Source organism: Achromobacter sp. T5-5, assembly GCF_055397965.1.
Genome location: NZ_AP027919.1, coordinates 3982745 through 4007743 on the forward strand (window position 1 = coordinate 3982745; position 24999 = coordinate 4007743).

Annotated in this window: 24 protein-coding genes, 1 tRNA gene and 1 riboswitch; of the genes, 9 read left to right on the plus strand and 16 right to left on the minus strand. The window is 66.9% G+C overall.

Annotation, left to right across the window (positions count from 1 at the left end; translation table 11 throughout):
- The first annotated feature begins 25 nt into the window (after positions 1 to 25).
- On the plus strand, positions 26 to 817 hold the full coding sequence (locus tag ACZ50Q_RS18080) for an IclR family transcriptional regulator (protein ID WP_076521437.1): 792 nt from the start codon (positions 26 to 28) through the stop codon (positions 815 to 817).
- Between the two features lie 37 nt (positions 818 to 854).
- Here the strand turns inward: ACZ50Q_RS18080 and ACZ50Q_RS18085 are convergent, their stop codons facing one another.
- The 9 genes from ACZ50Q_RS18085 to ACZ50Q_RS18125 form a co-directional block, all read right to left on the minus strand.
- On the minus strand, positions 855 to 1598 hold the full coding sequence (locus ACZ50Q_RS18085; RefSeq protein WP_464079165.1) for a class II aldolase/adducin family protein: 744 nt from the start codon (positions 1596 to 1598) through the stop codon (positions 855 to 857).
- An 18-nt stretch (positions 1599 to 1616) separates the two neighbouring features.
- Positions 1617 to 2264, minus strand: coding sequence for an FMN-binding negative transcriptional regulator (locus ACZ50Q_RS18090; RefSeq protein WP_464079166.1), 648 nt, complete (start codon positions 2262 to 2264; stop codon positions 1617 to 1619).
- Positions 2265 to 2273: 9 nt separating this feature from the next.
- Positions 2274 to 3254, minus strand: a complete 981-nt coding sequence (locus tag ACZ50Q_RS18095) for an alpha/beta hydrolase fold domain-containing protein (RefSeq protein WP_464079167.1) — start codon at positions 3252 to 3254, stop codon at positions 2274 to 2276.
- A gap of 92 nt (positions 3255 to 3346) precedes the next feature.
- Positions 3347 to 4273, minus strand: a complete 927-nt coding sequence (locus tag ACZ50Q_RS18100) for a 2-hydroxyacid dehydrogenase (RefSeq protein ID WP_464079168.1) — start codon at positions 4271 to 4273, stop codon at positions 3347 to 3349.
- Between the two features lie 11 nt (positions 4274 to 4284).
- On the minus strand, positions 4285 to 5937 hold the full coding sequence (locus ACZ50Q_RS18105; protein WP_464079169.1) for an ABC transporter ATP-binding protein: 1653 nt from the start codon (positions 5935 to 5937) through the stop codon (positions 4285 to 4287).
- A 5-nt stretch (positions 5938 to 5942) separates the two neighbouring features.
- Entirely contained in the window at positions 5943 to 6806 is an 864-nt protein-coding gene (locus ACZ50Q_RS18110; protein WP_076521443.1) for an ABC transporter permease, read from the minus strand.
- An 8-nt stretch (positions 6807 to 6814) separates the two neighbouring features.
- Positions 6815 to 7756: an ABC transporter permease gene (locus ACZ50Q_RS18115; protein WP_076521444.1), complete on the minus strand. Its 942-nt coding sequence runs from the start codon at positions 7754 to 7756 to the stop codon at positions 6815 to 6817.
- An 18-nt stretch (positions 7757 to 7774) separates the two neighbouring features.
- Complete coding sequence (locus ACZ50Q_RS18120; protein ID WP_464079170.1) at positions 7775 to 9358, minus strand: ABC transporter substrate-binding protein; 1584 nt, start codon at positions 9356 to 9358, stop codon at positions 7775 to 7777.
- Between the two features lie 62 nt (positions 9359 to 9420).
- Entirely contained in the window at positions 9421 to 10854 is a 1434-nt protein-coding gene (locus ACZ50Q_RS18125; RefSeq protein WP_464079171.1) for an amidase, read from the minus strand.
- Between the two features lie 299 nt (positions 10855 to 11153).
- Here ACZ50Q_RS18125 and ACZ50Q_RS18130 point away from each other — a divergent pair, with 299 nt between their 5' ends.
- Entirely contained in the window at positions 11154 to 12650 is a 1497-nt protein-coding gene (locus ACZ50Q_RS18130) for a M81 family metallopeptidase (RefSeq protein ID WP_464079172.1), read from the plus strand.
- A gap of 55 nt (positions 12651 to 12705) precedes the next feature.
- On the opposite strand, the gene ACZ50Q_RS18135 is transcribed toward ACZ50Q_RS18130, so the two are convergent.
- Positions 12706 to 13410: a riboflavin synthase subunit alpha gene (locus ACZ50Q_RS18135; RefSeq protein WP_464079173.1), complete on the minus strand. Its 705-nt coding sequence runs from the start codon at positions 13408 to 13410 to the stop codon at positions 12706 to 12708.
- A 100-nt stretch (positions 13411 to 13510) separates the two neighbouring features.
- Complete coding sequence (locus ACZ50Q_RS18140) at positions 13511 to 14947, minus strand: aldehyde dehydrogenase family protein (RefSeq protein WP_172805928.1); 1437 nt, start codon at positions 14945 to 14947, stop codon at positions 13511 to 13513.
- A 294-nt stretch (positions 14948 to 15241) separates the two neighbouring features.
- Here ACZ50Q_RS18140 and ACZ50Q_RS18145 point away from each other — a divergent pair, with 294 nt between their 5' ends.
- From ACZ50Q_RS18145 to ACZ50Q_RS18155, 3 genes are all read left to right on the plus strand, one after another.
- Entirely contained in the window at positions 15242 to 16045 is an 804-nt protein-coding gene (locus ACZ50Q_RS18145; RefSeq protein WP_464079174.1) for a FadR/GntR family transcriptional regulator, read from the plus strand.
- A gap of 18 nt (positions 16046 to 16063) precedes the next feature.
- The gene (locus ACZ50Q_RS18150) at positions 16064 to 16846 is read left to right on the plus strand and encodes a 3-oxoacyl-ACP reductase (protein WP_464079175.1); all 783 of its coding nucleotides are present in this window, start codon (positions 16064 to 16066) and stop codon (positions 16844 to 16846) included.
- A gap of 103 nt (positions 16847 to 16949) precedes the next feature.
- Positions 16950 to 17171 (plus strand): hypothetical protein, encoded by a 222-nt coding sequence (locus ACZ50Q_RS18155; RefSeq protein WP_092581762.1) that lies wholly within the window; start codon positions 16950 to 16952, stop codon positions 17169 to 17171.
- Positions 17172 to 17239: 68 nt separating this feature from the next.
- On the opposite strand, the gene ACZ50Q_RS18160 is transcribed toward ACZ50Q_RS18155, so the two are convergent.
- Both ACZ50Q_RS18160 and ACZ50Q_RS18165 read right to left on the minus strand, forming a co-directional pair.
- On the minus strand, positions 17240 to 17521 hold the full coding sequence (locus tag ACZ50Q_RS18160) for a hypothetical protein (protein WP_254792093.1): 282 nt from the start codon (positions 17519 to 17521) through the stop codon (positions 17240 to 17242).
- Positions 17521 to 17994: a DUF2778 domain-containing protein gene (locus ACZ50Q_RS18165; RefSeq protein ID WP_092581760.1), complete on the minus strand. Its 474-nt coding sequence runs from the start codon at positions 17992 to 17994 to the stop codon at positions 17521 to 17523. Before ACZ50Q_RS18165 ends, ACZ50Q_RS18160 begins: the two co-directional genes overlap by 1 nt.
- A 231-nt stretch (positions 17995 to 18225) precedes the next feature.
- Here ACZ50Q_RS18165 and xth point away from each other — a divergent pair, with 231 nt between their 5' ends.
- Together xth and ACZ50Q_RS18175 are read left to right on the plus strand one after the other, a co-directional pair.
- On the plus strand, positions 18226 to 19008 hold the full coding sequence (gene xth / locus ACZ50Q_RS18170) for an exodeoxyribonuclease III (protein WP_464079176.1): 783 nt from the start codon (positions 18226 to 18228) through the stop codon (positions 19006 to 19008).
- Between the two features lie 70 nt (positions 19009 to 19078).
- A tRNA-Ala gene (locus ACZ50Q_RS18175) sits at positions 19079 to 19154 on the plus strand.
- Between the two features lie 86 nt (positions 19155 to 19240).
- On the opposite strand, the gene ACZ50Q_RS18180 is transcribed toward ACZ50Q_RS18175, so the two are convergent.
- Positions 19241 to 20692 (minus strand): sodium:solute symporter family protein, encoded by a 1452-nt coding sequence (locus ACZ50Q_RS18180; protein ID WP_464079177.1) that lies wholly within the window; start codon positions 20690 to 20692, stop codon positions 19241 to 19243.
- A 99-nt stretch (positions 20693 to 20791) separates the two neighbouring features.
- Positions 20792 to 20898, minus strand: a riboswitch (TPP riboswitch).
- Positions 20899 to 21099: 201 nt separating this feature from the next.
- On the opposite strand from ACZ50Q_RS18180, the gene ACZ50Q_RS18185 reads away from it, so the two are divergent.
- Entirely contained in the window at positions 21100 to 22386 is a 1287-nt protein-coding gene (locus ACZ50Q_RS18185) for an LLM class flavin-dependent oxidoreductase (RefSeq protein WP_464079178.1), read from the plus strand.
- Between the two features lie 161 nt (positions 22387 to 22547).
- Positions 22548 to 23753 (plus strand): DesA family fatty acid desaturase, encoded by a 1206-nt coding sequence (locus ACZ50Q_RS18190; protein WP_092582520.1) that lies wholly within the window; start codon positions 22548 to 22550, stop codon positions 23751 to 23753.
- 39 nt (positions 23754 to 23792) lie between these two features.
- Here ACZ50Q_RS18190 and ACZ50Q_RS18195 read toward each other — a convergent pair whose 3' ends face one another.
- Both ACZ50Q_RS18195 and ACZ50Q_RS18200 read right to left on the minus strand, forming a co-directional pair.
- A complete protein-coding gene (locus tag ACZ50Q_RS18195) occupies positions 23793 to 23975 on the minus strand; it encodes a hypothetical protein (RefSeq protein WP_139208602.1) in 183 nt (60 codons plus the stop codon).
- Between the two features lie 317 nt (positions 23976 to 24292).
- The gene (locus ACZ50Q_RS18200; RefSeq protein WP_092582522.1) at positions 24293 to 24976 is read right to left on the minus strand and encodes a MarC family NAAT transporter; all 684 of its coding nucleotides are present in this window, start codon (positions 24974 to 24976) and stop codon (positions 24293 to 24295) included.
- Positions 24977 to 24999 lie beyond the last annotated feature (23 nt).

The following is a 24999-nucleotide window of genomic DNA, read 5'->3' on the forward strand; positions in this document are numbered from 1 at the left end:
ACCCATCGCCCTGGAAGCGATATCCATGAGCCGTCCCGACCCCCTGTTCGTTCAATCCCTGGCCAAAGGCTTCGAGCTGCTCGAAGCCTTCGCCCAGCGCCCGTCGACCATGAGCATGAATGAACTCATGGAGATTACGGGATTCGACCGCAGCACCACGCAGCGCATGACGCACACCCTGGTCACGCTGGGCTACCTGGAACGCGGCGCGGGCGGCAAGGGCTACACGCCCGGCAAGAAGATCCTGCAGCGCAGCTTCGACTACATGCGCAGCGTGCCGCTGCTTGAACGCGCCACCCCGCTCATCGCCGAAATGCAGCGCGAAACCAACGAACGCGTCGAGCTGAGCCTGTTCGACGACCTCTACATCATTTTTGCGCTGCGCCGCCAGACCAAGCGCCAGACCTTCAGCAGCACGCTGGCCGGCCGCGCCTTGCCGATGGTGCAAACGGCCGGCGGGCGCGCCATCATGTCCCACCTGCCCGCCGAAGAGGTCGAAGACATCCTGGCCCGGTCGGCGCAGATGCCGCTTGCCGCCATCCCGACCACGCCCAAGACCGACAACGATCCGGACCGTATCCGCGCCCTGGTCGAGCAGGCGCGCCAGGACGGGTATGCCATTGCCATCGAGGAAAGCATGCTCGGCGAACTGAACCTGGCCGCCGCCATCCTGGACCATCGCCATCGCCCGGTGGCGGCAATTCAGATCGCGGGGCTGGTGTCCGAATGGGCCACGCCGGCGGAATTCGCGCGGCGCTATTCGCCGCTGCTGCTGACCGCGGCGCGCGGCCTGAGCGGCAAGGTCGGCTTGTCCTGAACGCCGGCCCGCCCGTCCAGGTTGGCCAGGCCGTCTTTCATTCGACCGTCTCCAAGTCCGGCTCCAGCAGGCGCCGGGCCGCGGTCCATACCCGCTGCGTGTAGATCGGGGCGGTCGGCCGTTCGTACTGGCTCGCGGTGCGCTCGCACACCGCCTCCGACGGGAACACCAGGGGCGCGCCGGTCGATTGCGCCTTGACCTGCGCCTGGCAGGCGCGCTCCAGGTAATAGATGTTGACGAAGGCCTCCGCCACCGACGAACCGGCCGCGAGCAGGCCGTGGTTGCGCAGGATCATGGCCTTGTGGGGCCCAAGGCTGGCGACCAGGCTTTCACGCTCTTCCAGATCCAGCGCGATGCCCTGGTAGTCGTGATAGCCCAGCCGCTTGTAAAAGCGCAGCGCATGCTGCGTAATCGGCAACAGGCCGTCGCGCTGGCATGCCACCGCAATGCCATCGGCCGTGTGCGTATGCACCACGCAGGCCAGGTCATGGCGCGCGGCATGCACCGCCGAATGAATGGTGAACCCCGCCGCATTGACCATCTGGCTTTCGGCGTCGCCGGGATCGACCGGATTGCCCTCCAGGTCGATCTTCACCAGATCCTGCGGACGCATTTCATGGAACAGCACGCCGTAGCGGTTGATCAGGAAATGGTTATCCGTGCCCGGCACCCGCGCACTGATGTGGGTGTCGATCAGGTCGGTCATGCGGAAGTGGGCGACAAGGCGGTACAGCGCGGCCAGTTCGTCGCGCACGCGCGCTTCGTTTGCATCATGAATCATGAGGGACTCCGGTTGTGGTCAGGCTGGGCCGGCCGCCTGCGCCGCCAGATCAGGCTGGGCACGGATCAGTCGGGCAATGGCCAGACTGCCAGTGTCGCCCAGGCGCTCCAGTTCGCGTATCACCCCGAGGCGGTCGGCCACCGATTTGTCCTGATTCAGCTTCATCTTTCCTTCCAGCGTGCCGATGGGGATCTCCAGCGCCGCGATCGCCTGCAGGCGCGGCGCCGTCAGGGATTCGGGCATGGACGGGAAGGTCCACTCGCCGCCCAGCGGCGCGTCGTAGCGCGCGACCGTCTCGGAGAGCACCGCGCGGATGGCCTCGGGCGCCTCGATCAGGCGCGGCGCGCCGCGCACATGGACCGCCGTGTAGTTCCAGGTGGGAAACGTCTGGCGATTGACGTACCAGCTGGGCGAAATGAATGCGTGCGGTCCCTGGAACAGCACCAGCGCCTGCGCGCCGCCCTGCAAGTCCCGCCATTGCGGGTTGGCGCGGGCCAGGTGGGTGACCAGGACGCCCCGCCCGCCGTCGTCGCGCAGCAGGAACGGCAGATGCGTGGCATTCGCGCCTTCCGCGCCCACGGTCACCAGGGTGGCGAAACTGTGCGCACGGATGAACGCGTGCAGCACGCCGATATCGGTTTCGGCATAGGCCGGCGGGGTATACATCGCGCGCTCCTAGGCCTTGGCGTGCAGCCAGCTCGCCGTGTCGTCGAACGCCTCGCCGGCCACCGCCGCGATCGATACGGCCTCCAGGAAGCTATGCGCGGTGCCGGGGTAGACCTTGGACGCGACGTCCACGCCGGCTTCGCGCAGCTTGCGCTCCAGCTCGATGCTGTCGTCGTGCAGCGGATCGCATTCGGTCACCACCAGCCACGCCGGCGGCAGGCCCGTCAGGTCGGCGCGCAGGATATCCACCCGGGGATCGAAGAAGTCCTTGCCGTGGCGGATATGCATGCCGCGGAACCAGATCATCATGTGCAGCGACAGCCCATATTCCCCCGCGCCGTAGCGGACGACGGAATTGCGGAACAGGTTGCTGCCGAAGCCGCCGTAGTTCAGCACCAGCCCCTTGATGAGCGGGGTGCCCTCGTCGCGCAGCGTCAGCGCCGTGCCCATGGACAGATTGGCGCCGGCGGAATCGCCGCCCACGAAGAGCTGGCCCGCGTCGATGTCCAGGTCGGATGCCGACGCGGCGATCCAGCGCAGCACGTCCACGCACTCCTCCAGCGGCTGGGGAAACTTGGCTTCCGGCGCGCGGGTGTAGTCCACGCCGACGACCACGATCCCGGCCCGCTCGGCGTACTCGCGCATCACGCGGTCATGCGTGTCGATGCTGAACAGCACGAAGCCGCCGCCGTGGATGTACATGAAGGCGCCCGGCAGCCGGCGCTGCGCCGGGTAATAGACGCGCACGCGCACCTGGCCGTGCCGCGTCGTGACTTGGCGCTCATCGGTGCGCGCCATGGCGGGACCGCCCTGGGCCCACGGCAGCCGCACCTTCTCGGCGTTGGCGCGGCCCTGCTCGATGGACAGGGTGTCGCGGCGCGGATACTGGGAAGCGTCCGCCGCCATGCGCTTCAGGAATTCTGCGATCTGCGGGTCCAGGGGCGCGGGCGCGCCGGTCGGAATGGTGAACGCGGGGTCATCAAAATACATGGAAGTTTCTCGTCTAGGGTTGGCAATCGGATAACGGGCTGGGCTGATGGGCTGATGGGCTGATGGGCTGATGGGCTGATGGACTGTCGGAGTCAGTAGCCGCGCGTCAGGTCCACCGCGTTGGCCAGGGCTTCGCCCTGCCCGAGGCGGCGGATATTGGCCACGACCTGCTCGGCCACGGTGGCGGGCGCCGGCATGGTGGCCATGTGCGGGGTCACGATCACGCCGGGCGTGGACCACAGCGGATTGGCCGAATCCAGCGGCTCCTTGGCAAACACGTCCAGGACCGCCCCGCGCAATTGCCCGCGGGCCAGCGCGTCGATCAGGTCCGCCTCGACCAGGTGTTCGCCGCGGCCGCAATTGACCACCGCCGCGCCTTGCGGCAGGGCGTCGAACGTGCGCCGGTTCAGGATGCCGCGGGTGGCGCGGGTCAGCGGCACCAGGCACACCAATATGTCGGTGTTGGCAAGAAACGCCTCGAACGCGCCCTCGCCCGCATAGACGCGCACGCCCTCGATCTGCCGGGGCGTGCGCGACCACCCATTGACGGCATAGCCCAGCCCCGGCAGCACGGCGGCGATGGCGCCGCCCAGCTCGCCCAGGCCCATCAGGCCGACCCGGCATTGCGAAGCGGGTGTCTGCGCGGGACGGTGCCAGCGCGCGGCGCGCTGGTTGGACAGCGCCAGATCCAGTCTGCGATGGAACGTCAGCACGCACCACAGCACGTACTGCAGCATCCCCTGCGCCAGTTGCGGATCCACCACGCGGCAGACCGGCAGCCCGCGCGTGCGCTGGCCGTCCAGCAGGTTGTCCACGCCGGCGGCGATGCTGTGGATCAGTTTCAGGTTGGGCATGTCGTCGTACACGCCCTCGGGCGGATTCCAGCACACCGCCACGTCGGCCTGCAGGCTGCGCGGGTCGGGCCAGACGGCAACGTCCAGCTCGGGCGCCAGGCCCTGCAACAGGGGCTGGAAGTAGGAAAGATTGGCCGACCGGCTCAATAAGGCAACGCGTGTCATCGGCGTCTCCTTCAAGCGCCGGCCAGGGCCAGCCCGGGCGCGCAGCGGCTGCCCAGCCCTTCCTTGCCGGGGATGGCGGCCAGCAGTTCCTGGGTATAGGCGCTGTCCGGCCGCGTGAAGATCTGTTCGGCGGGGCCGATCTCCATGACGCGGCCGCGCTGCATCACCGCAATGCGATGGCACAGCCTGGCCGCCACGCGCAGGTCGTGGGTGATGAAGATCATGCTCAGGTTCAGCTGCGCGCGGATCCGTTCCAGCAGATCCAGGATCTGGGCCTGCACCGACACGTCCAGCGCCGACACCGCCTCGTCGGCAATCAGGATCTCGGGCTCCATCATCAGCGCCCGCGCGATCGAAATCCGCTGGCGCTGGCCCCCGGAGAATTCGTGCGGGTATCGCTGGAGCGCGCTGTCGTCGATGCTGACCAGCGCCAGCATGTCGCGCATCCGCGCCTGCACGCGCGCCGGATCCTCGCCGTAGTTCAGCGGTCCCTCCGAGAGCGTCGCTTCGATGGTCAGACGCGGATTGAACGAGCGGTAAGGGTCCTGGAACACCATCTGGATGCGTTTGCACCACTGCCGCCAGGCCGCGCGGGACAGGTGCGACACATCTTCGCCGTTCATGACGATGCGCCCGGACGTGGGGCGCGCGAAGTGCGCCAGGCAACGCCCCAGCGTGGTCTTGCCCGACCCCGATTCGCCGACGATGCCCAGCGTTTCGCCACGGGCCAGCGACAGCGAGACGCCGTCCAGCGCGTTGACCTCGCGGCGTTTGGCGCGCAACAGGCTGGACGTCACGAAGCGCATGCCCAGGTTCTCGACCGACATGACGGGGTCGCCGTCGGGCAGGGGCGCGCCGGCGCCGAACTGCCCCCGGGGCACGGCGTCGATCAGCTTGCGGGTATAGGGATGCTGGGGATTGGCCAGCACCTCGTCGGCGGCGCCGGTTTCGACGATGCGGCCGTGCTGCATCACGATCACCCGGTCCGCGATCTCGGCCACCACGTCGAAGTCGTGCGTGATGAACAGGATGCCGGTGTCGTGGCGCTCGCGCAGGCCGTGCAGCAGGCGCAGCACCTGGGCCTGGGACGTCACGTCCAGGGCGGTGGTCGGTTCGTCGGCAATGATCAGCGCCGGCTCCATCGCCAGCGCCATGGCGATCATCACGCGCTGGCGCTGCCCCCCCGACAACTGGTGCGGAAAGGCGTGGCGCAGCGTTTCGGGCGAAGGCAGCCGCATGTCGGCCAGCAGGGCCAGCACGCGCTGGTCGACGTCCCGGCGCGACAGCGACGGACCATGGAACTGGAAGATCTCGGCGATCTGGTCGCCCACCTGCATCAGCGGGTTCAGGGCCGTCATCGGCTCCTGGAAGATCATTGCCATCCGGTCGCCCCGCAGGGCGCGCAGTTCGGCCAGGGAGGCGTGCGTGATGTCCCGGCCGGACAGGAGGATCTGGCCACTTTCGAGCGTCAGCGCGTTCTTGGGCAGCAGGCCCATGACGGCGCTGGCCGTGACGGATTTGCCAGAGCCGGATTCGCCGACGATGCATACGATTTCGCGCGGGTTGACGGTAAGCGCGATGCCCTCGGCGGCATACCGCCGGTCGCCGGCGCCGGGCAGTCTGACCTTCAGGTCGCGGATTTCCAGGATGGGTGTGGAAGACATCGGCTTCAGCCCTTGCGTTGGCGCGCCATGCGCGGGTCCAGGCGGTCGCGCAGCGCGTCGCCGAACAGGTTCACGGACAGGATCAGCAGCGCCAGGAAGACACCCGGAAACAGGACGATCCACGGCGCGCGCTGGAAGAACGCGCGACCCTCGGAAATGATGCTGCCCAGGCTGGGGATCTCGGGCGGAAAGCCCAGTCCCAGAAATCCCAGCACGGCTTCGATCAGGATGGCCGAGGCGCAAATGAACGTGGCCTGCACCACCAGCGGATTGATCGTGCTGGGCAGGACGTGGCGCCACAGCACGCGCCATGTCGGGGTGCCCATGCCAAGCGAGGCTTCGACATAGGGCTCCTCGCGCACCGACAGCACCACGCTGCGCACCAGCCGGGCCACGCGCGGAATCTCCGGAATGGCGATGGCCGTCACCATGGTCGGGATGGTCGCCCCGCCCAGGGCCACCATGGCAATGGCCAGCAGCAGGCCGGGAATGGCCATGATGCCGTCGATGATGCGCATGACCACCGCGTCGAGCCTGCGGAAGTAGCCTGCCAGCAGGCCGAGCAACAGACCGGCGCACACCGAGATCACGCTGACCAGGGCGGCCAGCGTGATCGACAGGCGTCCGCCGTACAGCACGCGCGAGAACAGGTCGCGGCCCAGCGAATCGGTGCCCAGCAGGTATTCCAGGCTGACCGGCTTGAGCCGCATCCGGGGAGCCAGCGTGGCCGGATCGTGCCAGGTGATGAGGGGCGCCAGCATCGCCAGCCCTACCAGGGCCACCAGCAGCGCGAGGCCGGTGAACATCAGCGGATCGCGCGTCAGCGCGGGCCAGAACGAGCGGGGTCGGTCCAAAACGGTTGTGTTCATGTCCGGCCTCAATAGCGGATGCGCGGATCGAGGACCACATAAAGCAGGTCGATCGCCAGGTTGATGAAGACATACACGAACGAAAAGAACAGGATCGTGCCCTGCACCACCGGATAGTCGCGCGCCAGCACGGCGTCGACGATCAGGCGCCCGACGCCCGGAATGTTGAAGATGGTTTCGGTGACGACCACGCCGCTGATGAGCGTGGTGAGCGCCAGGCCGATGACGGTCACGATGGGCACCGCGGCGTTGCGCAAGGCGTGGCGGTACAGGACATAGCGTTCGGGCACCCCCTTGGCGCGCGCCGTGCGCACGAAGTCCTCGCCCAGCACTTCCAGCATGCTGCCCCGCGTAATGCGGGTGATCAGCGCCACGAACACCGTCGCCAGCGTGATGGTCGGCAGGGCCATGTGGTACAGAAACGTGCCAAAGCCCGAGGCCAGCTCCGCGTAGCCTTGCACCGGCAGCCAATTGAGCTTCACCGAAAACACCAGGATCAGCAGATAGCCGACCACGAACGCCGGCACCGAGAACGCCAGCACCGTCAACGCCAGGGTGATGCGGTCGAACAGGCCCTTGTGCCACCACGCCGAGAAGACCCCCAGCGGAATCGCGGCGCAGATGGTCAGCAGGATCGCGCAGATCGCCAGCGCCATCGTCGGGCCCAGCCGCTGGCCGATCAGGGTCGCCACCGGGTCCTTGGAAATGATCGAGGAACCCAGGTCGCCCTTGAGCAATGCGCCCATGGCCAGCAGGTACTGCGTGGGCAGCGGTCGATCCAGGCCCATTTCGGCGCGGACCTCCGCCACGGCCTGCTCGCTGGCCATGTCGCCGGCGATGACGCGGGCGGGGTCGCCCGGCGCCAGCCGCAACAGCAGGAACACCACGGTGGCCACCACCAGCATCACGGGGATGGCGGCCAGCACGCGCTTGAAGATCAGGTTGAGCATGATGGAGATCCCCTTGCGCTACTTGGGCGAGGTCCAGAAGAGCGGAATCGGCGCGTCGACCAGATCGGCGAACTTGGCGTTGTATCCCTTGAACTTGGAATACCCGCCCAGCGGCACATACATCACCTGCTCGTAGTTGCGGCGCTGGATCGCCAGGGCCAGTTCGCGGCGCTCGTCCTCGCTGCGGGCGGCGGCGAAGCGGTTGCGCAGGGAGTCCATGACCTCGTCGTGGGTCCAGCCGGGATAGGTGGTGCCGGCGCGCCCGTCCAGGTTGGGATTGCCCACGGCCGAGATCAGGTCCAGGCTGGACATGTTGGACTGGAAGATGCTCCAGCCGCCATCGTCCACGCCCTCCTTTTTGCTGCGGCGGCTGAGCAGCGTGGCCCAGTCCATCGACTGGATCTCGACGTTCATGCCGATGCTGCGCAGGGCCTGCGCCGTGACGGGCGCGATGTTGGCGAAGATGGGCAGGTCGGTCGGATGCAGCACCACGACCTTTTCGCCGGCGTAACCGCTTTCCTTCAGCAGCTTGCGGGCATGCGCCAGGTCCGGCGCCTTGATCTGCGTGGCGCCTGCCTCGGACGCATAGGGCGACACGCAGGTCAGGACCGCGCCGCACACCTGGTAGACCTCGGGGTCACCGATCTGCGCATCCAGGTAATCCTGCTGGTACAGGGCCGCCAGCGCCGCCCGCCGCACCTTCACGTTATTGAACGGCGCCTGCAGCCAATTCATCCTCAGGGTGAACATGTTGGAGTTCTTGCCATAGGACTTCAACGCGATGCCCTTGGCGTCCTTCAACTGCGGCATCAGGTCGGGCGGCACATCCTCCAGGAAGTCGATCTCGCCGTTACGCAGGGCGTTCACCGCTGTCTGGCTATCCGGGATGTTCACCAACTCCAGCCGGTCGACCTTGGCGACCTTGCCGCCCGCGAACGCGCTTGCGGGTTCCTTGCGCGGCACGTAGCCGGAGAACTTCACATAGGTGGCCTTTACCCCAGCCTGGAAGTCAGCCTGCACGAATCGATACGGGCCCGATCCCACGGTTTCGGTAATTGCCTGGGAGGCGGGCGCGGAGGCGATGCGCTTGGGCATGATGAAAGGCACCGGCGAGCTTTCCTTTGCCAGCGACTCCAGCACCAGGCCATAAGGGGTCTTGAGCTTCAGCGTGAAGGTGTCCGCGCCCGACGCGGCCAGCTCCGCCGTGGCGTTCTTGAGCCGATTGCCGATCGTGGCATCGCCGGCCTCCCAGCGCTGCAGGGACGCGACCACGTCGTCGGCCGTCACCGGCGCGCCGTCGTGGAAGACCAGCCCCGGACGCAACTTGAAGGTATAGGCCATGCCGTCTTCAGATACCTTCCACGACTCCACCATCTGCGGCTGCGGACGGCCCGCGGCATCCATGGAGAACAGCGTGTCGTACACCAGATAGCCGTGGTTGCGCGTTACGTAGGCCGAGGTCAGGATCGGGTCCAGCACGCGCAGCGGCGCATGCATCACGAACTTGGCGGAGGTCTCGGCCTGGCTGGCGGTGGGCGCCGCAGCCAGCGGGCCCGCCACGGCCAGGAACATGGCTGCGGAAAACATAAAGGATCGTTTCATTTCTTCCCCTTGTGTGATTTGGTACGGCGCCGCCGGATCGTGCCGGCGGACCGCGATGCCGATCAGGGCAGCAAGATCTGCCGCCCCGCCCACGGAGCGGCCCGCTCCAGCTCGGCTGCCATGCGCAGGACCTGGTCCTCGCGCCCGAAGTGCCCGATCAACTGGCTTGCCACAGGCACTCCCGATTCCGTCCAGTCAAGCGGCAGGCTGGCTGCCGGCTGGCCCGACGCATTGATCACCGCCAGAAAGGTCGCGTAGCGCGACACCTTTTCGCGGAACGCCCAGAACTCCCCTTCCAGCGCCAGGTCGCCCAGCTTGGCGGGCAGTTGCGCCAGCGTGGGCGTCAGCACCAGGTCGAAGCCGGTCATGGCCGACTCGATGGCGCGTCCGATCGCGTGGAAGCGGTTGATCGAATCCACGTATTGCGTGGAAGACAACTCGCGTCCGACCGACAGGCCATCGCGGATGACCGGTTCCAGGTCGTCGTCGCGCAAGGTGCGGCCGCGGATGGCCAGCCTGGCCTGCACGGCCAGCACGATATTGGTGGCCAGCACCGTGCCATGGGCGCGGACGAATCCGGAATAGTCCAGGTCGGGCAACGGCGCTTCCACGACCTCGTGCCCCAGTTCCTGGCACAGGCGGGCCGTCCGCTCGACGGCGGCAAGGCATTCCGGGGCAATGGGAATGCCATTCCAGGCCTGTCGCCACAACGCGATGCGCAGCGGCTCGCGGCGCTGCTCGCGCACCGAATCCAGATAGGAACCCGGCGCGGGCGGCGCGGCGTAGGGCGCGCCCGGGGCGTAGCCGCCGATGCCATCCATGGCGGCCGCGGTATCGCGCACGCTGCGGGTCAGCACGCCTTCGCAGGCCATGCCGCCCCACCCTTCGCCACGCGCCGGCCCCATGGGCACGCGCCCGCGGCTGGGCTTGAGTCCGAACACGCCGCAGCAAGCCGCCGGAATGCGGATCGAACCGCCGCCGTCGCTGCCATGGGCCACCGGCACGATGCCCGCCGCCACCGCGGCCGCCGCGCCGCCGCTCGAACCGCCCACCGACCGGTCGAGCGCGCGCGGATTCAGCGTGGGTCCGCCGTTGCGGCGCGCTTCCGTGGACGGTCCCATGCACAGTTCAGAGACGGTGGTGCGGGCGAAGGGGATCAGCCCCAGCGCCTCGAAACGCTCGGCCAGCGTCGCGTCGAACCCATACTCGGTGTCGTCGAACAACGCCGAGCCCAGGCTGGACGGAAAGCGCCGGCTGGGCAGGCCCGAATCCTTCAGCAAGAAAGGAATGCCGCGGAACAGGCCGCGTTCGTTCCATCGTTCCGCCAGGCGGCGGCCGGTGTCGGGCTGCGCGTAGGTCAGCGCGTTCAGCGGCGAGCCGCGTTCCTCGGCCAACTGCAGCGCGCATTCCATCAGTTCCGCCGGCGTCGCCTGCCTGCGCGCAAGCAGCGCCGCCAGGTCCAACCCATCCAGCTTTTCGTATTCGTCTATCCGCATGACTTCCCTGCAAATTTGATGCGCCTGAGCGGCGGGCGCGACATGGCGCATCCGGTTCGATGCGCCATCACGGGTCAACTTTTAAGTATTGATTAGCAATACCTACGTAGTTCATAAAAATATTCTAAGCGAGCAACTTCGCGGCGTGCAACGCAGGATTGATCAGGGATTTCCCGCGATAACGGGCGTGGGCGGCCATGGGAGGACCTATGCGGCACTGGCGGTATTGCTGAAGGCTGCGCCGCCCCCAATAATTCCCGGACCCTTGAATTCACGCCCCATCGGCGAGGAAAACGAAAATGCACATCCTGGTTGCAGGCTTCCAGCACGAAACCAACACCTTCGCGCCGTCCAAGGCGGGCTACGAGAACTTCGTCCGCGGCGAGGGCTTTCCCGCGATGGTGCGCGGTGCGGACGTGCTGGGGCTGCGCGAGGTCAACATTCCGGCGGGCGGCTTCATCAATGCCGTGGCGGCCGAAGGCCACACCGTCAAGACCGTGATCTGGGCCGGCGCGAGTCCGTCGGCCCATGTGACGCAGGACGCCTACGAGCGCATCGCCGGCGAGATCCTGGACGCGGTCCGGGCGGGCGGCTTTGACGCCATCTACCTGGACCTGCACGGCGCGATGGTCACCGAGCATCTGGACGACGGCGAAGGCGAGCTCCTGGCCCGCGTGCGCGAGATCGTGGGGCCGGACGTGCCGGTGGTCGCCAGCCTTGACCTGCACGCGAACGTCACCGCGCGCATGCTGCAGATGGCGGACGGACTGGTCGCGTTCCGCACCTATCCGCACGTGGACATGGCCGACACCGGCGAGCGGGCCGCGCGCCTGCTGGCCGCCCGCATCCAGGCCGGCGAGCAATGGACGCGCAGCGAACGCCGGCTGCCCTTCCTGATTCCGATCAACGGCATGTGCACCATGCTCCAACCCTCGCAGGGCGTGTACGAACTGCTGGCGGAACTGGAACAGGCGCCCGGGATCGCGTCGATCTCGTTCGCGCCGGGCTTTCCGGCGGCGGATTTTCCGGAGTGCGGGCCGGTGGTGTGGGCCTACGGCACGGACGCCGCGGCAGTGACACAGGCGGTGGAATCGCTGTACGCCCGCGTGCAGGCGCTGGAGCCCGAATGGTCGCCCGATTTCCTGGAGCCGGCCGAAGCCGTGCGGCGCGCGCAGGCCCTGGCCGCCAGCGCCACGCGGCCCGTGGTCATCGCGGACACGCAGGACAATCCCGGCGCGGGCGGCGACGCGAACACGACGGGCATGCTGCGCGCGCTGGTGCAGGCCGACGCGCAGAACGCGGCGTTGGGGCTGCTTTATGACCCCGAGGCGGTGCGCCAGGCGACGAACGCAGGCGTTGGCGCCACCGTCAGGCTCAGCCTGGGCGGACAATCCGGCGTGGCGGGCGATGCGCCGTTCGAAGGCGAATTCGAGGTCGAGGCGCTGTCAGACGGCAAGCTGCGTTTTGACGGGCCGATGATGAACGGCATGGACGTGGACCTGGGCGCGGTCGCCACGCTGCGCATCGGCGGCGTGCGCGTCGTGGTCAGCGCCGGGAAGGCGCAGATGCTGGACCGCAACCTGTTCCGCGTCGGCGGCGTGCAGCCCGAGGAGATGAGGATGCTGGTGGTGAAAAGCTCGGTGCACTTCCGCGCCGATTTCCAGCCCATCGCGCACGAAGTGTTGGTCGCCAAGGCGCCCGGCCCGATGCAGGCCGACCCGGCGGACCTGCCCTGGACCCGACTGGCGCCGGGCATGCGGGTGCGGCCGCAGGGGCAGCCGTTCGCGGCGAAGTGAGGGCGACGCGGTCTGGCGGGTCGGCAGCGGCCCGCCGGGCGGCCGGGCGGCCGGATTACTTCAGCTTGCCCTGCGGGCTGACGAAGTCTTCCAGCGTCAACCCCTTTTCCTTCAGGATCGCCTCAAGCAGCGGCTGCAGCTTGCCCAGGCTTTCCTGGACGGTCTCGCGCACGGTGTCGACGATGACCTGGGTGCTGCGCTCGATCTCGATATTGACCGTGTCGCCCACCTGCTTGTCCTCGAAGACCGTCATGCGGCGCGTCTCGGGGATCAGCCAGACCTCGAACCAGCCTTCGGTCCGGTTCACTTCCGACACGGTGAGGCTGGCGCCGTTGATGGCGATGTAGCCCTTGGCGAACACGTACTTGCGAAACGCCTCGGGGATGCTGAACCGCATCAGGCGATTGGTGTCGGAGGACTTCACCATCAGCACTTCCGACGTGAAATCGACGTGGCCCGACAGCGGATGGCCGCCGATCTCGGCGCCATCCTTGGCCGCGCGCTCGACGTTGGCGCGGTCGCCCTCGGCGTAGCGGCCCAGCGTGGTGATGGCCAGGCTTTGCAGCATGACATCGAAGGTGGCCTGGCTTTCCGACAGGATTTCAGTGACGGTCAGGCACACGCCGTCCGTCGATACGCTGGCGCCGATGGCCAGGTCGGTGCAGAAGCCCGGGGGGAAATCCAGCGTGAACGTGCGCAGGCCCTCGCGATCCGCGATCTTTGCGATCTTCGCGGTGCCTTGAACAATACCGGTGAACATACGGATCCTGAATGCGGGGCGGCGCGCCCCGGAAGCAAAACATCAACGTTAACCGATATTTTGCCCGGGGCCGCCGCCCGTCCCGCGATCCGTAACGCGATCAGTGGCGGATCGCGATGGTCTTCAGGGAGGTGAAGCCGTAAAGCGCCTCGAAGCCCTTTTCGCGGCCATAGCCCGACTGGCGCGATCCGCCGAACGGCAGCTCCACACCGCCGCCCGCGCCGTAGTTGTTGATGAACACCTGGCCGGCGCGCAGCTTGCGCGCAAGACGCATCTGGCGGCCGCCGTCGCGGGTCCACACGCCGGCCACCAGGCCATAGAGCGTGCCATTGGCGATTTCCAGCGCTTCTTCCTCGGTGTCGAACACCATGGCGGCCAGCACCGGACCGAAGACCTCTTCCTGCGCCAGGCGGCTATCCGGCGGCACGTCGCGGAACAGGACGGGCGGCTGGTAGAAGCCCGCTTCCGGCGTGCCGTCCTTCAGCTTGCCGCGCGCGGCCACTTTCATGCCTTGCGCTTCGGCCTCGGCCAGGAAACCGCGCACGCGGTCCTGCTGGCGCGCGTTGATCAGCGGGCCGACGTCCAGGTCGGCGGCGGCCGGGCCGGTCACCGTGGCCGCGAACGCGTCCGACAGGCGCTTGAGCACGGTTTCATACACGCCGCGCTGGATCAGCACGCGGCTGCCGGCCGAGCACGTCTGGCCCGCGTTCTGGATGATGGCGCCCAGCAGCACGGGCATCGCGGCGTCCAGGTCGGCATCGTCGAACACGATCTGCGGCGACTTGCCGCCCAGTTCCAGCGTGACGGGCACGTGGTTTTCCGCGGCGGCGTGGGCCACCATCTTGCCCGTCTGCGGCGAGCCGGTGAACGAGATGTGGTCGATGCCGGGGTGCGCGGACAGCGCGGCGCCCGCTTCGTGGCCGTAGCCGGTGACGATGTTCAGCGCGCCCGCGGGCAGCCCGACCTCGGCGGCGATCTCGGCCAGCTTCAGCAGCGACAGGCAGGCGTCCTCGGCAGGCTTGACCACGCAGGCATTGCCCGCGGCCAGCGCCGCGCCGACGCTACGCCCGAAGATCTGCAGGGGGTAGTTCCAGGGCACGATGTGGCCGGTGACGCCGTGCGGCTCGCGCACCGTCAGGACGGTGAAGCCCGGCGTGTAGGGAATGGTCTCGCCGTGCAGCTTGTCGACCGCGCCGGCGTAGAACTCGAAGTAACGCGCCACGGCGGCGGCGTCGGCGCGAGCCTGCTTGATGGGCTTGCCGGTGTCGGCCGATTCAAGCTGGGCCAGTTCTTCCTGGCGGTCCAGCAGGGCAAACGCGATCTTCATCAGCAGGCGGCTGCGAACGGCGGGCGCCATCTGGCCCCACTCGCCCTCGAAGGCCTGGCGCGCGGCCTGCACGGCGCGGTCCACGTCGGCTTCGTTCGAGCGGGCCAGCGCCTCGAACGGCTTGCCATCGGACGGGTTCAGGACGGGAATGGTTTCACCGGTGGCAGCGGCCACCCATTGGTTGGCGATAAAGTTCTTCTGAGTCACGATGTGCGGAGTAAAGTAGCGGCCGAACGGCCGGTTGGGGGGATCTGCGTGTCTCCAGGCGCTTCCCGGCGGCTGGGCCGGTTGCGCCGCCGGCGCGTCGTGCGCGCGGGCGTTGTGGTTTGATGGCAAGGTACGGGAGCCCCCCGCAACTTGTCAATTGGAATGACAGCTTTTATCCCAAGCTTCGGGACATTTTTCTGAATGATCGGGTTATCCCTAATATTTCAGGGGCTTAGCGCCCCACGGGTTAGTCATGAAGGATGACAACCCGTCCCCCATCCTCAAGGAGCGCGCCTGATGAGCAACGTGCGTGACCCGCAGCTCGAATCGCTGTTGGCCGCGGCCACCCGCCCCCGTCCCGAACTGGACGTGCTGGCGGAAGTGGCGTCCGGCCTGGGCTACGTCCGCGCCGAGCGCTTTGCCGAGCGCGTCTACGAAAGCCTCTTCTACGCGATCGCCACCGGCAAGATCGCGCCCGGCAACAAGCTGCCCACGGAGCTGGAACTGGCTGCGCTATTCGAAGTGTCGCGCCCCGTCGTGCGGCAGGCGCTGGACCGGCTGCGCGAAGACCAGCTCGTGGATTCCATCCGGGGATCGGGCACCTACGTGAAGTCCAAGCCGGACCTGATGGGCGGCATGCCGGCGGTCGACCCCGCGCGCCGGGTCGGCCACATCCTCGAAGGCCTGGAACTACGCATGGTGATCGAACCCGAATGCGCCCACCTCGCCGCGCTGCGCCGCACCCCCGAGGATCTGCAGGAAATGGACCGCATGCTGACCGGCTACGAAGAAGCCGACGCGTCCGGCGCCATCGCCCACCATCACGACTACGGCTTTCACCGCGCGATTGCGTCCGCCACCGGCAACCAGCGCTTCGTGCAGGTGCTCAAGTCACTGGAGTACGACGTCAGCCACGCCGTGAACGTCATGCGCCATCTGGTGCACAGTGAACCCTGGAAGCGCACGCGCGCCGCCATCGACGAACACCGCCACATCTACACCCTGATCCGCGACCAGGACGCCGACGGCGCGCGCAACGTCATGCGCGCCCACATCGAAAAAGCCCGCAGCCGCATGCTCAACAGCGGCTCCGAACACTAAGCAGGAAACCGTTTACCCATGTCATCGCAACGCCCGCAACTGAACCTGGACCAGCAACTGGTCATCGTCACCGGCGCCAGCCGCGGCCTGGGCGCCGCCATCGCCCAAGCCTTCCTGCGTGAAGGCGCCCGGGTCGTCATCAACTATCTGAACAGCGCCGATCGCGCGCAGGCGCTCGCGGCGTCCGCCCCGGACCGCGCCCTGGCCGTGCAGGCCGACGTGCGCGACCCGGCCGCCGTGGCCGCGATGGTCGCGCGCGCCAGCGAGCATTTCGGCCAGCCGGTCCACACCATCGTCAACAACGCCCTGCCCGCCTTCCAGTTCAACGGCGACGCCCGCCCCCACGCCGACACGCTGGACTGGGCGCAGATGAACGCCCAGCTCGAAGGCAGCGTGCGCGCCGCCCTGAACACCACGCAGGCCGCCCTGCCCGGCATGCGCGCCGCCGGCGGCGGACGCATCATCAACGTCGGCACCAACCTGGTCCAGAACCCGGTCGTGCCCTACCACGACTACACCGCCGCCAAGGCCGCCCTGCTCGCTTTCACCCGCACCCTGTCGCACGAGCTGGGCGCGGACGGCATCACCGTCAACATGGTGTCCGGCGGCCTGCTGCGCACCACCGACGCCTCGGCCGCCACGCCCGACGCCGTCTTCGACATGATCGCCGCCGGCACCCCGCTGCGCGAAGTCACCACGCCCGAACAGTTCGCCGACGCGGTGCTGTTCTTCGCCAGCCCGTGGTCGCGGGCGGTGACGGGACAGAATCTGATTGTCGATGGGGGGCTGGTGAAGGGGTGATGGCGGAGGTGACAGCGCCATTCGGCTCGCCGCCCGGCTGAGGCCGACCGATGCATCGTGTGTTACGGTGGAACGGCAGATCCACCAAAACTCAGGAGACACGATGAAGACGCAGATCACCTACCGAAAGCTCGACGGCGGCGAGGGCGTGGCCCTCGTGAATGGCGGAATTTCCGAACTGCATCAAGCCAAGCAGGATCTTGCAAACTGGCTGGACTTGCCCGAGACGGATAGCTCGGCCGCAGACCACGAGGATGTGGACGGCAGGCTGCGGCGCGGCGGAATCGAGCCGGGGTCGGTACGATTCAATCACATCAGCGAGTAGCAACAACCGGACAGCCCCGATTTTTATCTGGGCTGTGCTCGTGCGACGCTGGAGCCTGCGAAACCGAACTACGGGACAGGCGTCTTGCACCGACGCAAACCGCGCACGGCAATCCAGATCAGCGCGGTCGCCAGAACCACGGTCATCGCTGCAGCGGTAAAAACCACAAGGTATTCGACGTCGGCGGCCTCTTCGCAGCAGCGAATCTCTACGTGCCGGTTCACTTGCTCCCAGACCCACTGCGGAATGGGGGCCCACAAACTCGGGTCACGAATCCAAAGTAGCGTCAACCCGATCGTCGACACGATAAGCCAAAGAGCCAGAAGAAAGTAACGCAAAAGCCTGCGCATCAAAGACCCCTTGCGCATCGCACGTTCACGATGCCGTAAGCCTTGAGTACGGATCCGGGAATAGCGGTACCTTCGCTCCCCAAAAGCGTCCTGCGCACAGCCGCAAAGTCCGAGGCGCTATCGATGGTTATGCACCCTTCGCTGATTCCCCTCCGGCCTTTGGGATGTAGCCGGAAATTTCCGCGCTCAACTTCATGGCAGAAAACCCAATCGTCCACTTTACTGTCTTGAGCATAGAGAGCAAACCAATCCCATCGGCCGCCTATCCACGTATTGATCGCACTTCGCAGGCCACTGGTCGGCCGATCCACAATGTAATACTTGCCGGCTGGAATTGGCCCCACATTGCGTAGGCAGGCGGACTCACACTGGTTGAAGTGGCCCTCCTTTCCTGAGAAGGCATTCACGGACAGCCCACGGCCTTTTAGCTTGCTCATGGGTTGGCTGTTGAGCAGGAAATCCCATTCGAACATCGGCGGCTCCAAAATGTGATCGACGGTGCCAGGGTGCGCTATTCGTCCAAATAGGTGAATAGGCGTGGTCCGATAGATTTGCCTTTCATGGGCTCCAATCGTAAGCAGGTATCATCTGGCCTTGTCCTTCGCACCGGCTGCCTGTACCCCGGATCGTAGCCAGATGTGCAGCTAGACCGGTCCTTGAACGGCAGCGCCGACAATCGCAATAATCACCGGTCTACCAACAACATGAAACTCGCCACCTGGAACGTCAACTCCCTGAACGTGCGCCTGCAACAGGTCCTTGACTGGCTCGCCGCCAACCCCGTCGACGTGCTGTGCATCCAGGAACTCAAGCTCACCGACGACAAGTTCCCCGAAGCGGCGTTCAAGGAAGCCGGCTACCACGCGGTCTGGGCCGGCCAGAAGACCTACAACGGCGTCGCGATCATTTCGCGCGTGCCCGGCACGACCATGGTGCGCAACATCCCCGGCTATGAAGACGCCCAGCAGCGCGTGCTGGCCCTGACCTTCCCCAGCCCCGAGGGCGACGTGCGCGTCGTGTGCGCCTATTGCCCCAATGGCCAGTCGGTCGGGTCGGACAAGTACACCTACAAGCTGGAATGGTTCGAGGCCATGCGCAACTGGCTGGCCGACGAGATCAAGCAGTTCCCGCGCCTTGCCGTGCTGGGCGACTACAACGTCGCGCCGGCCGACGAGGACGTGCACAACCCCGAGAAGTGGGAAGGCCAGGTCCTGGTGTCCGAGCCGGAGCGCCAGGCGCTGCGCTCCCTGCTGGACCTGGGTCTGACCGACTCGTTCCGCCTGTTCGAGCAGCCGGAAAAGTCGTTCAGCTGGTGGGATTACCGCCAATTCGCCTTCCGCCGCAACGCCGGCCTGCGCATCGACCACGTGCTGCTGTCCGCCCCGCTGGTCAAGCGCTGCGTCGCCTGCGTCATCGACAAGGAACCCCGCCGCAACGAGCAGCCGTCCGACCACGCGCCGGTCATTGCGACGCTCGAGTTCGCCTGACGCGGCGGTGCGCCGGAACGTGTTGCGCAGGCCTACTGAATTCCTGTATATTTCTGGTCTTGCTTGATTTGGGGCGGTAGCTCAGCTGGGAGAGCGTCGCGTTCGCAATGCGAAGGTCGGGAGTTCGATCCTCCTCCGCTCCACCAAATTCCAGACGGAAAAGCCTTGGACCTTGTGGTCCAGGGCTTTTTTGTTTTATGCGGCCCATCGGGGCCGCGTACTTCTCAGACCTTTAGACCCTGTCCTGATCCAGCCTGCGCACCGCCGCGCTCAGCGTCGCGAAATCGAATTCCTTGCGCCCGCGCAGCACCAGACGGATCAATACCGTCACCACCACCGGCACAAATGCCGCCAGCAGGAACGATTCCAAGAGGAATACCGGCTTGTCCCCCGGCGCGGGAAAGAAGAACAGCCCGGCGATCAGGCCCGCGATCGTGGCGGCCGTGGCGGTGAAGCCGTCGTGCTTGCGGCTGAACAGGCCGTAGAAGACGGGGAAGGCGGCGGCCGAGCACAGCAGGTCGGCCAGCAGGAACAGGTACAGCACGCTGTAGCCCTGCGAGGCCACGATCATGACGGGAATCGCCATCAGCAGCACCAGCCAGCGCGCCAGGCGCTTCATGGTCGCGCCCTGGGCATGGGGCATCAGGCGGCGCAGGTCGACCGCGATGATGCTCGTCACGGCGCTGATCGCGGTATCGGCGGTGCTCATGACCAGGGCCAGCCCCAGGGGAATCAGGGCGATGACGAACCAGACCGGGGCGTTCGGCATGATGACGCTGAACAGCGCGATCGAACTGTCGCCCGCGGGCGCGAGCGCGACGAACGCCAGGCCAAAGAGGCCCATCAGGAAAATGAACGGCGCCACCAGCGCGCCGCCCAGCAGGAAGCCGTTACGCATGGTGCGCGCATCGCGCGCGGCGTAGATGCGCTGCCAGTTGCCCTGGTGGAAGATGCCGGTCAGGAGGATGGCGACGAAGAACGTCAGCCCCGCCTTCACGCCGACCGGATCGGTCAGGTCCAGCAATTGCGGGGCCTTGGCCTGCAGCGCCTCGATGGTGGGCGTGGCGCCCCCCGCCACCTGCCAGCCGAAGAAGCACAGGATCACCAGCAACGGCACGATGATCATCATTTGCACCTGATCGGTGAAGATGGACGACCGCAGCCCGCCATAGGTGGTGTAGAGCAAGGTCGTGCCCATCACGATCGCGGCCGTTGCCCACAGCGGCACGGGGGCCAGCATGGCAACCAGCTTGGCGATGGCCGTGATCTCGGCCGACAGCGCGATGAACAGGTAAAAGAGCATGATGAAGAGCGCCAGCCCGTACATCGGCCGGCCGTAGCGCGCCATCAGGAATTCGGTCAGCGTGTGACCGTGCGGAATCAGTTCGCGCATGCGCCGTCCCAGCGGGATCATGACCAGGCGCGGCGACATCGATCCCAGCGCGTAGCCGATGACCGCCGCCAGCCCGCCCCACGTGGCCGCCTGGGCGGGCGAAAAGAGAATCCAGGCGCCCAATGTGGAGGCCATCAGGGTCAGGATCGTGCCGAAGGACCCCTGGCTATTGCGCGCCACGATGTAGTCCTCCAGCGTCCCGCGCTTGCGGCGCGTATAGAGCACGCTGGCGATGGCAAAGCCGCCGGAAAACAGCAGCAGCCACATCAGGGCGGTGGTTTGGGTCAGCATGAAAGTCGGTCCTCCCGCGGACGGCCTGGAGCCGGACGCGCAACGCGGCGGCCCGCCGTGCGGAGGGCCGAATGATGAATGGAATCAGGGAGGGCGCGCGAGACTTGCGGAGTCCTTCCCTTCGCCGGCATTACCCGGATCAGGTTCAAAGGGTTACCGCGTTGGCGCGGAATCTCAGCCCGTACAGAGCTCCCCCAGGAATTGCCGCAAGGTTAGGAGAGCGGCGCGACGATGTCAACGCGGCCCGCCCGGGGCGCGTGGCCGCTGGCGCACGCCCACCTGGCGGTTTTATGCTAAGTTCGCCCGCTTGCGGCGCCCGAGGGCGGGCAGGAAAACGCCCAGGCGCCCAGGCGCCACGCCCCCGCCATCGCTGCCGCCCCGACGACGCAACCGACGAGCCGATCGCCATGATGCACCTGAACCTGTTCATTTTCGGCTGCGGCCATCACCGCGCGGCCTGGCGCCACCCCGACTCGGCGGCCGAGCGCCTGGGCGACATCCGCTACTACGAGGAACTGGCCCGCACGGCCGAGCGCGGCAAGCTCGACGCCATTTTCTTTGCCGACGGGCAGTCGATGGACAACATCGGCGATGGACCGCGCTGGTATCTGGAACCGCTGACCACCATGGCGGCCATCGCACGCGCCACCACGCACATTGGCCTGATCAGCACGGTCTCCAGCACCTTCTTCACGCCCTTTCACGCGGCGCGCATGGTCGCCTCGCTGGACCACATCTCGGGCGGCCGCATGGGCTGGAACGTGGTGACGTCGATGTTCGACGCCGAGGCGCGCAATCACGGCTACGAATCCATGCCGGGCCACGACTGGCGCTACGCCCGCGCCGAGGAATTCGTCGACGTCGCGCTGCGCCTGTTCGATTCCTGGGAAGACGACGCGCTGGCCATTGATCGCGCGGGCTTCTATGGCGTGCCCGACCGCCTGCACAAGATCCATCACCATGGCGCGCATTTCCTGGTCGACGGCCCCCTGACCGTGCCGCGCCCGCCTCAGGGCCACCCGGTGCTGTTCCAGGCCGGCGCCTCGGACCAGGGCCGCGATCTGGCAGCGCGGCGCGCCGAAGCCATCTACGCGGTGGCCTACGACCTGGCCGCGGCGCAGTCTTATTACCGCGACATCAAGCAGCGCGTGCGCGCCGCGGGCCGCGATGCCTTCGTGCCCATCATGCCGGGACTGGTGACCTACGTGGGCTCGACCGAAGCCGAGGCCCGCGCCAAGCAGCGCGAACTGGACGAACTGCTGCCCAGCGACGCCTCGCTGCGCCAGTTGGGCATGTTCGTGCTGCAGGACTGCAACGGCTGGGAACTGGATGCGCCCGTGCCGCCCCTGCCCCCCTTGGCCGAATTCACCGGCCCCAAGGGCCGCTACGCCACCATCCTGCGCATCATCGAAACCGAACAGCCCACCGTGCGCCAGTTGCTGGGCCGGCTGGCGGCCGGCGGAGGCCACTGCACGATGGTGGGCACGCCCGAGCAGATTGCGGACCGGATGGAGCAATGGTTCAGGAACGAAGGCGCCGACGGCTTCAACCTGATGCCGCCGTCATTGCCGGGCGGGATCGACGACTTCGTGGAGCAGGTGGTGCCCGTGCTGCAACGGCGCGGGCTGTTCCGCACCGAATATGAACATCGCACGCTGCGCGGCCACTTGGGGCTGGAAAGGCCGCAACGCTGAGCCGTGGCCCGGCCTTCATTGTTGCCGTTCCAGCAATAGATCGACCCACCAGGCCCCATATTTGTATCGCCGCGCGGTCGCTAGAATCGTCCGGGCGGCGACGCGGGGTTCGGCTCAGGCGTTGCGTCCGCTACCCCACAGTCGTATCCCTGGTTTTTTGAATGCAATCCTTCCTGGAATTTCTTGCGCACGGCCTGTTTCATTTCAGCATCTGGCAGATCGTCCTCTTCACGCTCGCGGCTACGCACATCACGATTGCGGGCACCACCCTCTACCTGCATCGCAGCCAGACCCATCGCGGCGTGGATTTCCATCCCGCGGTCGCCCACTTCTTCCGCTTCTGGCTCTGGCTGACCAGCGGCATGAAGACCCGCGAATGGGTCGCGGTCCACCGCAAGCACCACGCCAAATGCGAACGCGAAGGCGATCCGCATTCGCCCGCGGTGTATGGCGTGATGCGCGTGTTCCTGCGCGGCGCCGACCTGTACCGCGTCGAGGCGTCGATGGCGTCCACGCTGGAACGCTACGGCCGCGGCACGCCGGACGACTGGCTGGAGCGCAATGTCTACACCCCCCACAGCACCTGGGGCATCCTCATCATGCTCGTCATCGACCTGCTGGCGTTCGGCGCCCTGGGCCTGACGGTGTGGGCCGTTCAGATGGCGTGGATCCCCTTTTGGGCGGCGGGCGTGGTCAATGGGCTGGGGCACTTCGTCGGCTACCGCAATTTTTCCAGTCCGGACGCCAGCACCAACCTGTCGCCCCTGGGCCTGGTGATTGGCGGCGAAGAGCTGCACAACAACCATCATGCGCATGCGACCTCGGCCAAGTTCTCCAGCAAGTGGTATGAGTTCGACCTGGGCTGGATGTATATCCGCATTCTCCAGGCGCTGGGCCTGGCCAAGGTGCGCCGCGTGGCGCCCAAGCGCGTGCTGCGCGACCGCACGCAGGCCGGCCTTGCGGCGGACCTGCGCACGCTGGAGGCGGTGCAGACCCACCGTTACGACGTGATGCGCCGCTTTGGCGCGCTGCTCAAGCAGACTGCCTTGCGCGAACTGCGCGAGCGCAGGAAGGTGGACGCGCGCGCCACGCTCAAATGGCGCCGGTCGGTGCTGCGCAAGTTTCTGTTGCGCCAGGAAGCGCTGCTGAGCGAGCCCCAGCGCAGCCAGCTGGACTCCGCGCTCAGCGGGATGGAGCAGTTGCAGCGGCTGGTGGACATGCGGCAGGCGCTGGCCCGACTGTGGGAAAGCTCGTCCGCAAGCAGCGACCAGTTGCTGCAGCAACTGCGCGCGTGGCTGGCACAGGCCAGCGGCAGCGGCATCACTGGCCTGTCCCGATTTGCGCGGGACCTGTCGCGCTACGCCTGAGCGCCGCCGCTGGCGGGCCGGCGCGGCACAGGCAGCCCGTCAGCCGGCCTGGGTGGCCGGCTTGGGCGCCTTGCCGTCAGGCTGCGTCTGGTCAGCGGTTGCCGGCCTGCGGGCCCGCGTGGCGAACCAGTCGTAGAGCACAACGCCGGGACGGCGCACCAGCGCCATGACGAAACCCATGGCCGCCAAGGCGCCGACGACCCAGAATACCCAGGCCGTCATCGCGGCCTCCGGCACGGGCAGGCGCGCGCGCAGGCCGTGCGACGGCTGCCGGCAGCGGCGGTCACGGAAGCAATGCAAAAGGCGTAACTGGAGGGATGCGACAAGTCAGGATGCAACATCGGCCCGGGGCTGGTCCCCGCGTCCGACTGAACGAGGTAAGCAGTCATGATTCGGTCTTGCAAGACCGCTGCAACGCGTAGCCAGGCAGCCACGCCATTGCGAAATGAGTTTCAACACCGCAATGTACTCCACATTACCTTGTTACAGCAGCCAGCCAAGCCCGTTTCGGACCTTTTCGGACAAAAGTCAGGGGCTGTTCACACGTTCGGATATTTGCCGATGATTTCGAGCACGCCGTTAATGACGAACTGGACTCCCATGCACACCAGCAGGAAGCCCATGACGCGCGAAATGGCTTCGACGCCGCTCTTGCCGATCACCGCCACGATTCGGCCCGCCCAATGCAGGCAGACCCAGAACAGCACGCCCAGCAGCGAGAACACGATGATCGGCGTCACGGCCACGACCCACCTGGCGTAATCGGGCGCGATGGCGGTATCCACCGACGCCGCGCCGCTGATGATCATGGCGATGGTGCCCGGCCCCGCCGTGCCTGGCAGCGCCAGGGGCACGAACGCGATGTTGGGGCTCTGGCGCTCGAGCGCGTCGGCCGCCGCCTCGGCTTCCAGCGCACGCGGCTGGTCCGAGGGGAACAGCATGCTGAAGCCGATGGTCACCACGATGAGGCCGCCCGCGATGCGCAGGCCCGGAATGGAGATGCCAAAGGTATTCATCAGCAGCGCGCCGGCGTAGTACGTCACCAGCATGATGCCGACCACGTAGAACGCCGCCTGGGTGACCTGGCGCTGCCGCTCCTTGAAGGGAATCTGCTGGCCCAGCGACAACAGGAGCGTCATGGAGGTCAGCGGATTGGCCAGCGGCAGCATCAGCGCGAGGCCCAGGCTGACCAGCTTGGCCAGTTGGATCAGTTCATCGGTCATGGAGGCTCGCTAGAGTGGGCGCG

Coding starts and splice junctions, on each gene's coding strand:
- ACZ50Q_RS18110 (WP_076521443.1), bottom strand. CDS start 6,806: ATGAACACAACCGTTTTGGACCGACCCCGCTCGTTCTGGCCCGCGCTG.
- ACZ50Q_RS18105 (WP_464079169.1), bottom strand. CDS start 5,937: ATGTCTTCCACACCCATCCTGGAAATCCGCGACCTGAAGGTCAGACTG.
- ACZ50Q_RS18180 (WP_464079177.1), bottom strand. CDS start 20,692: ATGCTGACCCAAACCACCGCCCTGATGTGGCTGCTGCTGTTTTCCGGC.
- ACZ50Q_RS18130 (WP_464079172.1), top strand. CDS start 11,154: ATGCACATCCTGGTTGCAGGCTTCCAGCACGAAACCAACACCTTCGCG.
- ACZ50Q_RS18185 (WP_464079178.1), top strand. CDS start 21,100: ATGATGCACCTGAACCTGTTCATTTTCGGCTGCGGCCATCACCGCGCG.
- ACZ50Q_RS18090 (WP_464079166.1), bottom strand. CDS start 2,264: ATGTATACCCCGCCGGCCTATGCCGAAACCGATATCGGCGTGCTGCAC.
- ACZ50Q_RS18190 (WP_092582520.1), top strand. CDS start 22,548: ATGCAATCCTTCCTGGAATTTCTTGCGCACGGCCTGTTTCATTTCAGC.
- ACZ50Q_RS18085 (WP_464079165.1), bottom strand. CDS start 1,598: ATGATTCATGATGCAAACGAAGCGCGCGTGCGCGACGAACTGGCCGCG.
- ACZ50Q_RS18155 (WP_092581762.1), top strand. CDS start 16,950: ATGAAGACGCAGATCACCTACCGAAAGCTCGACGGCGGCGAGGGCGTG.
- ACZ50Q_RS18095 (WP_464079167.1), bottom strand. CDS start 3,254: ATGTATTTTGATGACCCCGCGTTCACCATTCCGACCGGCGCGCCCGCG.
- ACZ50Q_RS18145 (WP_464079174.1), top strand. CDS start 15,242: ATGAGCAACGTGCGTGACCCGCAGCTCGAATCGCTGTTGGCCGCGGCC.
- ACZ50Q_RS18150 (WP_464079175.1), top strand. CDS start 16,064: ATGTCATCGCAACGCCCGCAACTGAACCTGGACCAGCAACTGGTCATC.
- ACZ50Q_RS18125 (WP_464079171.1), bottom strand. CDS start 10,854: ATGCGGATAGACGAATACGAAAAGCTGGATGGGTTGGACCTGGCGGCG.
- ACZ50Q_RS18135 (WP_464079173.1), bottom strand. CDS start 13,410: ATGTTCACCGGTATTGTTCAAGGCACCGCGAAGATCGCAAAGATCGCG.
- xth (WP_464079176.1), top strand. CDS start 18,226: ATGAAACTCGCCACCTGGAACGTCAACTCCCTGAACGTGCGCCTGCAA.
- ACZ50Q_RS18115 (WP_076521444.1), bottom strand. CDS start 7,756: ATGCTCAACCTGATCTTCAAGCGCGTGCTGGCCGCCATCCCCGTGATG.
- ACZ50Q_RS18165 (WP_092581760.1), bottom strand. CDS start 17,994: ATGTTCGAATGGGATTTCCTGCTCAACAGCCAACCCATGAGCAAGCTA.
- ACZ50Q_RS18080 (WP_076521437.1), top strand. CDS start 26: ATGAGCCGTCCCGACCCCCTGTTCGTTCAATCCCTGGCCAAAGGCTTC.
- ACZ50Q_RS18100 (WP_464079168.1), bottom strand. CDS start 4,273: ATGACACGCGTTGCCTTATTGAGCCGGTCGGCCAATCTTTCCTACTTC.
- ACZ50Q_RS18195 (WP_139208602.1), bottom strand. CDS start 23,975: ATGACGGCCTGGGTATTCTGGGTCGTCGGCGCCTTGGCGGCCATGGGT.
- ACZ50Q_RS18200 (WP_092582522.1), bottom strand. CDS start 24,976: ATGACCGATGAACTGATCCAACTGGCCAAGCTGGTCAGCCTGGGCCTC.
- ACZ50Q_RS18120 (WP_464079170.1), bottom strand. CDS start 9,358: ATGAAACGATCCTTTATGTTTTCCGCAGCCATGTTCCTGGCCGTGGCG.
- ACZ50Q_RS18160 (WP_254792093.1), bottom strand. CDS start 17,521: ATGCGCAGGCTTTTGCGTTACTTTCTTCTGGCTCTTTGGCTTATCGTG.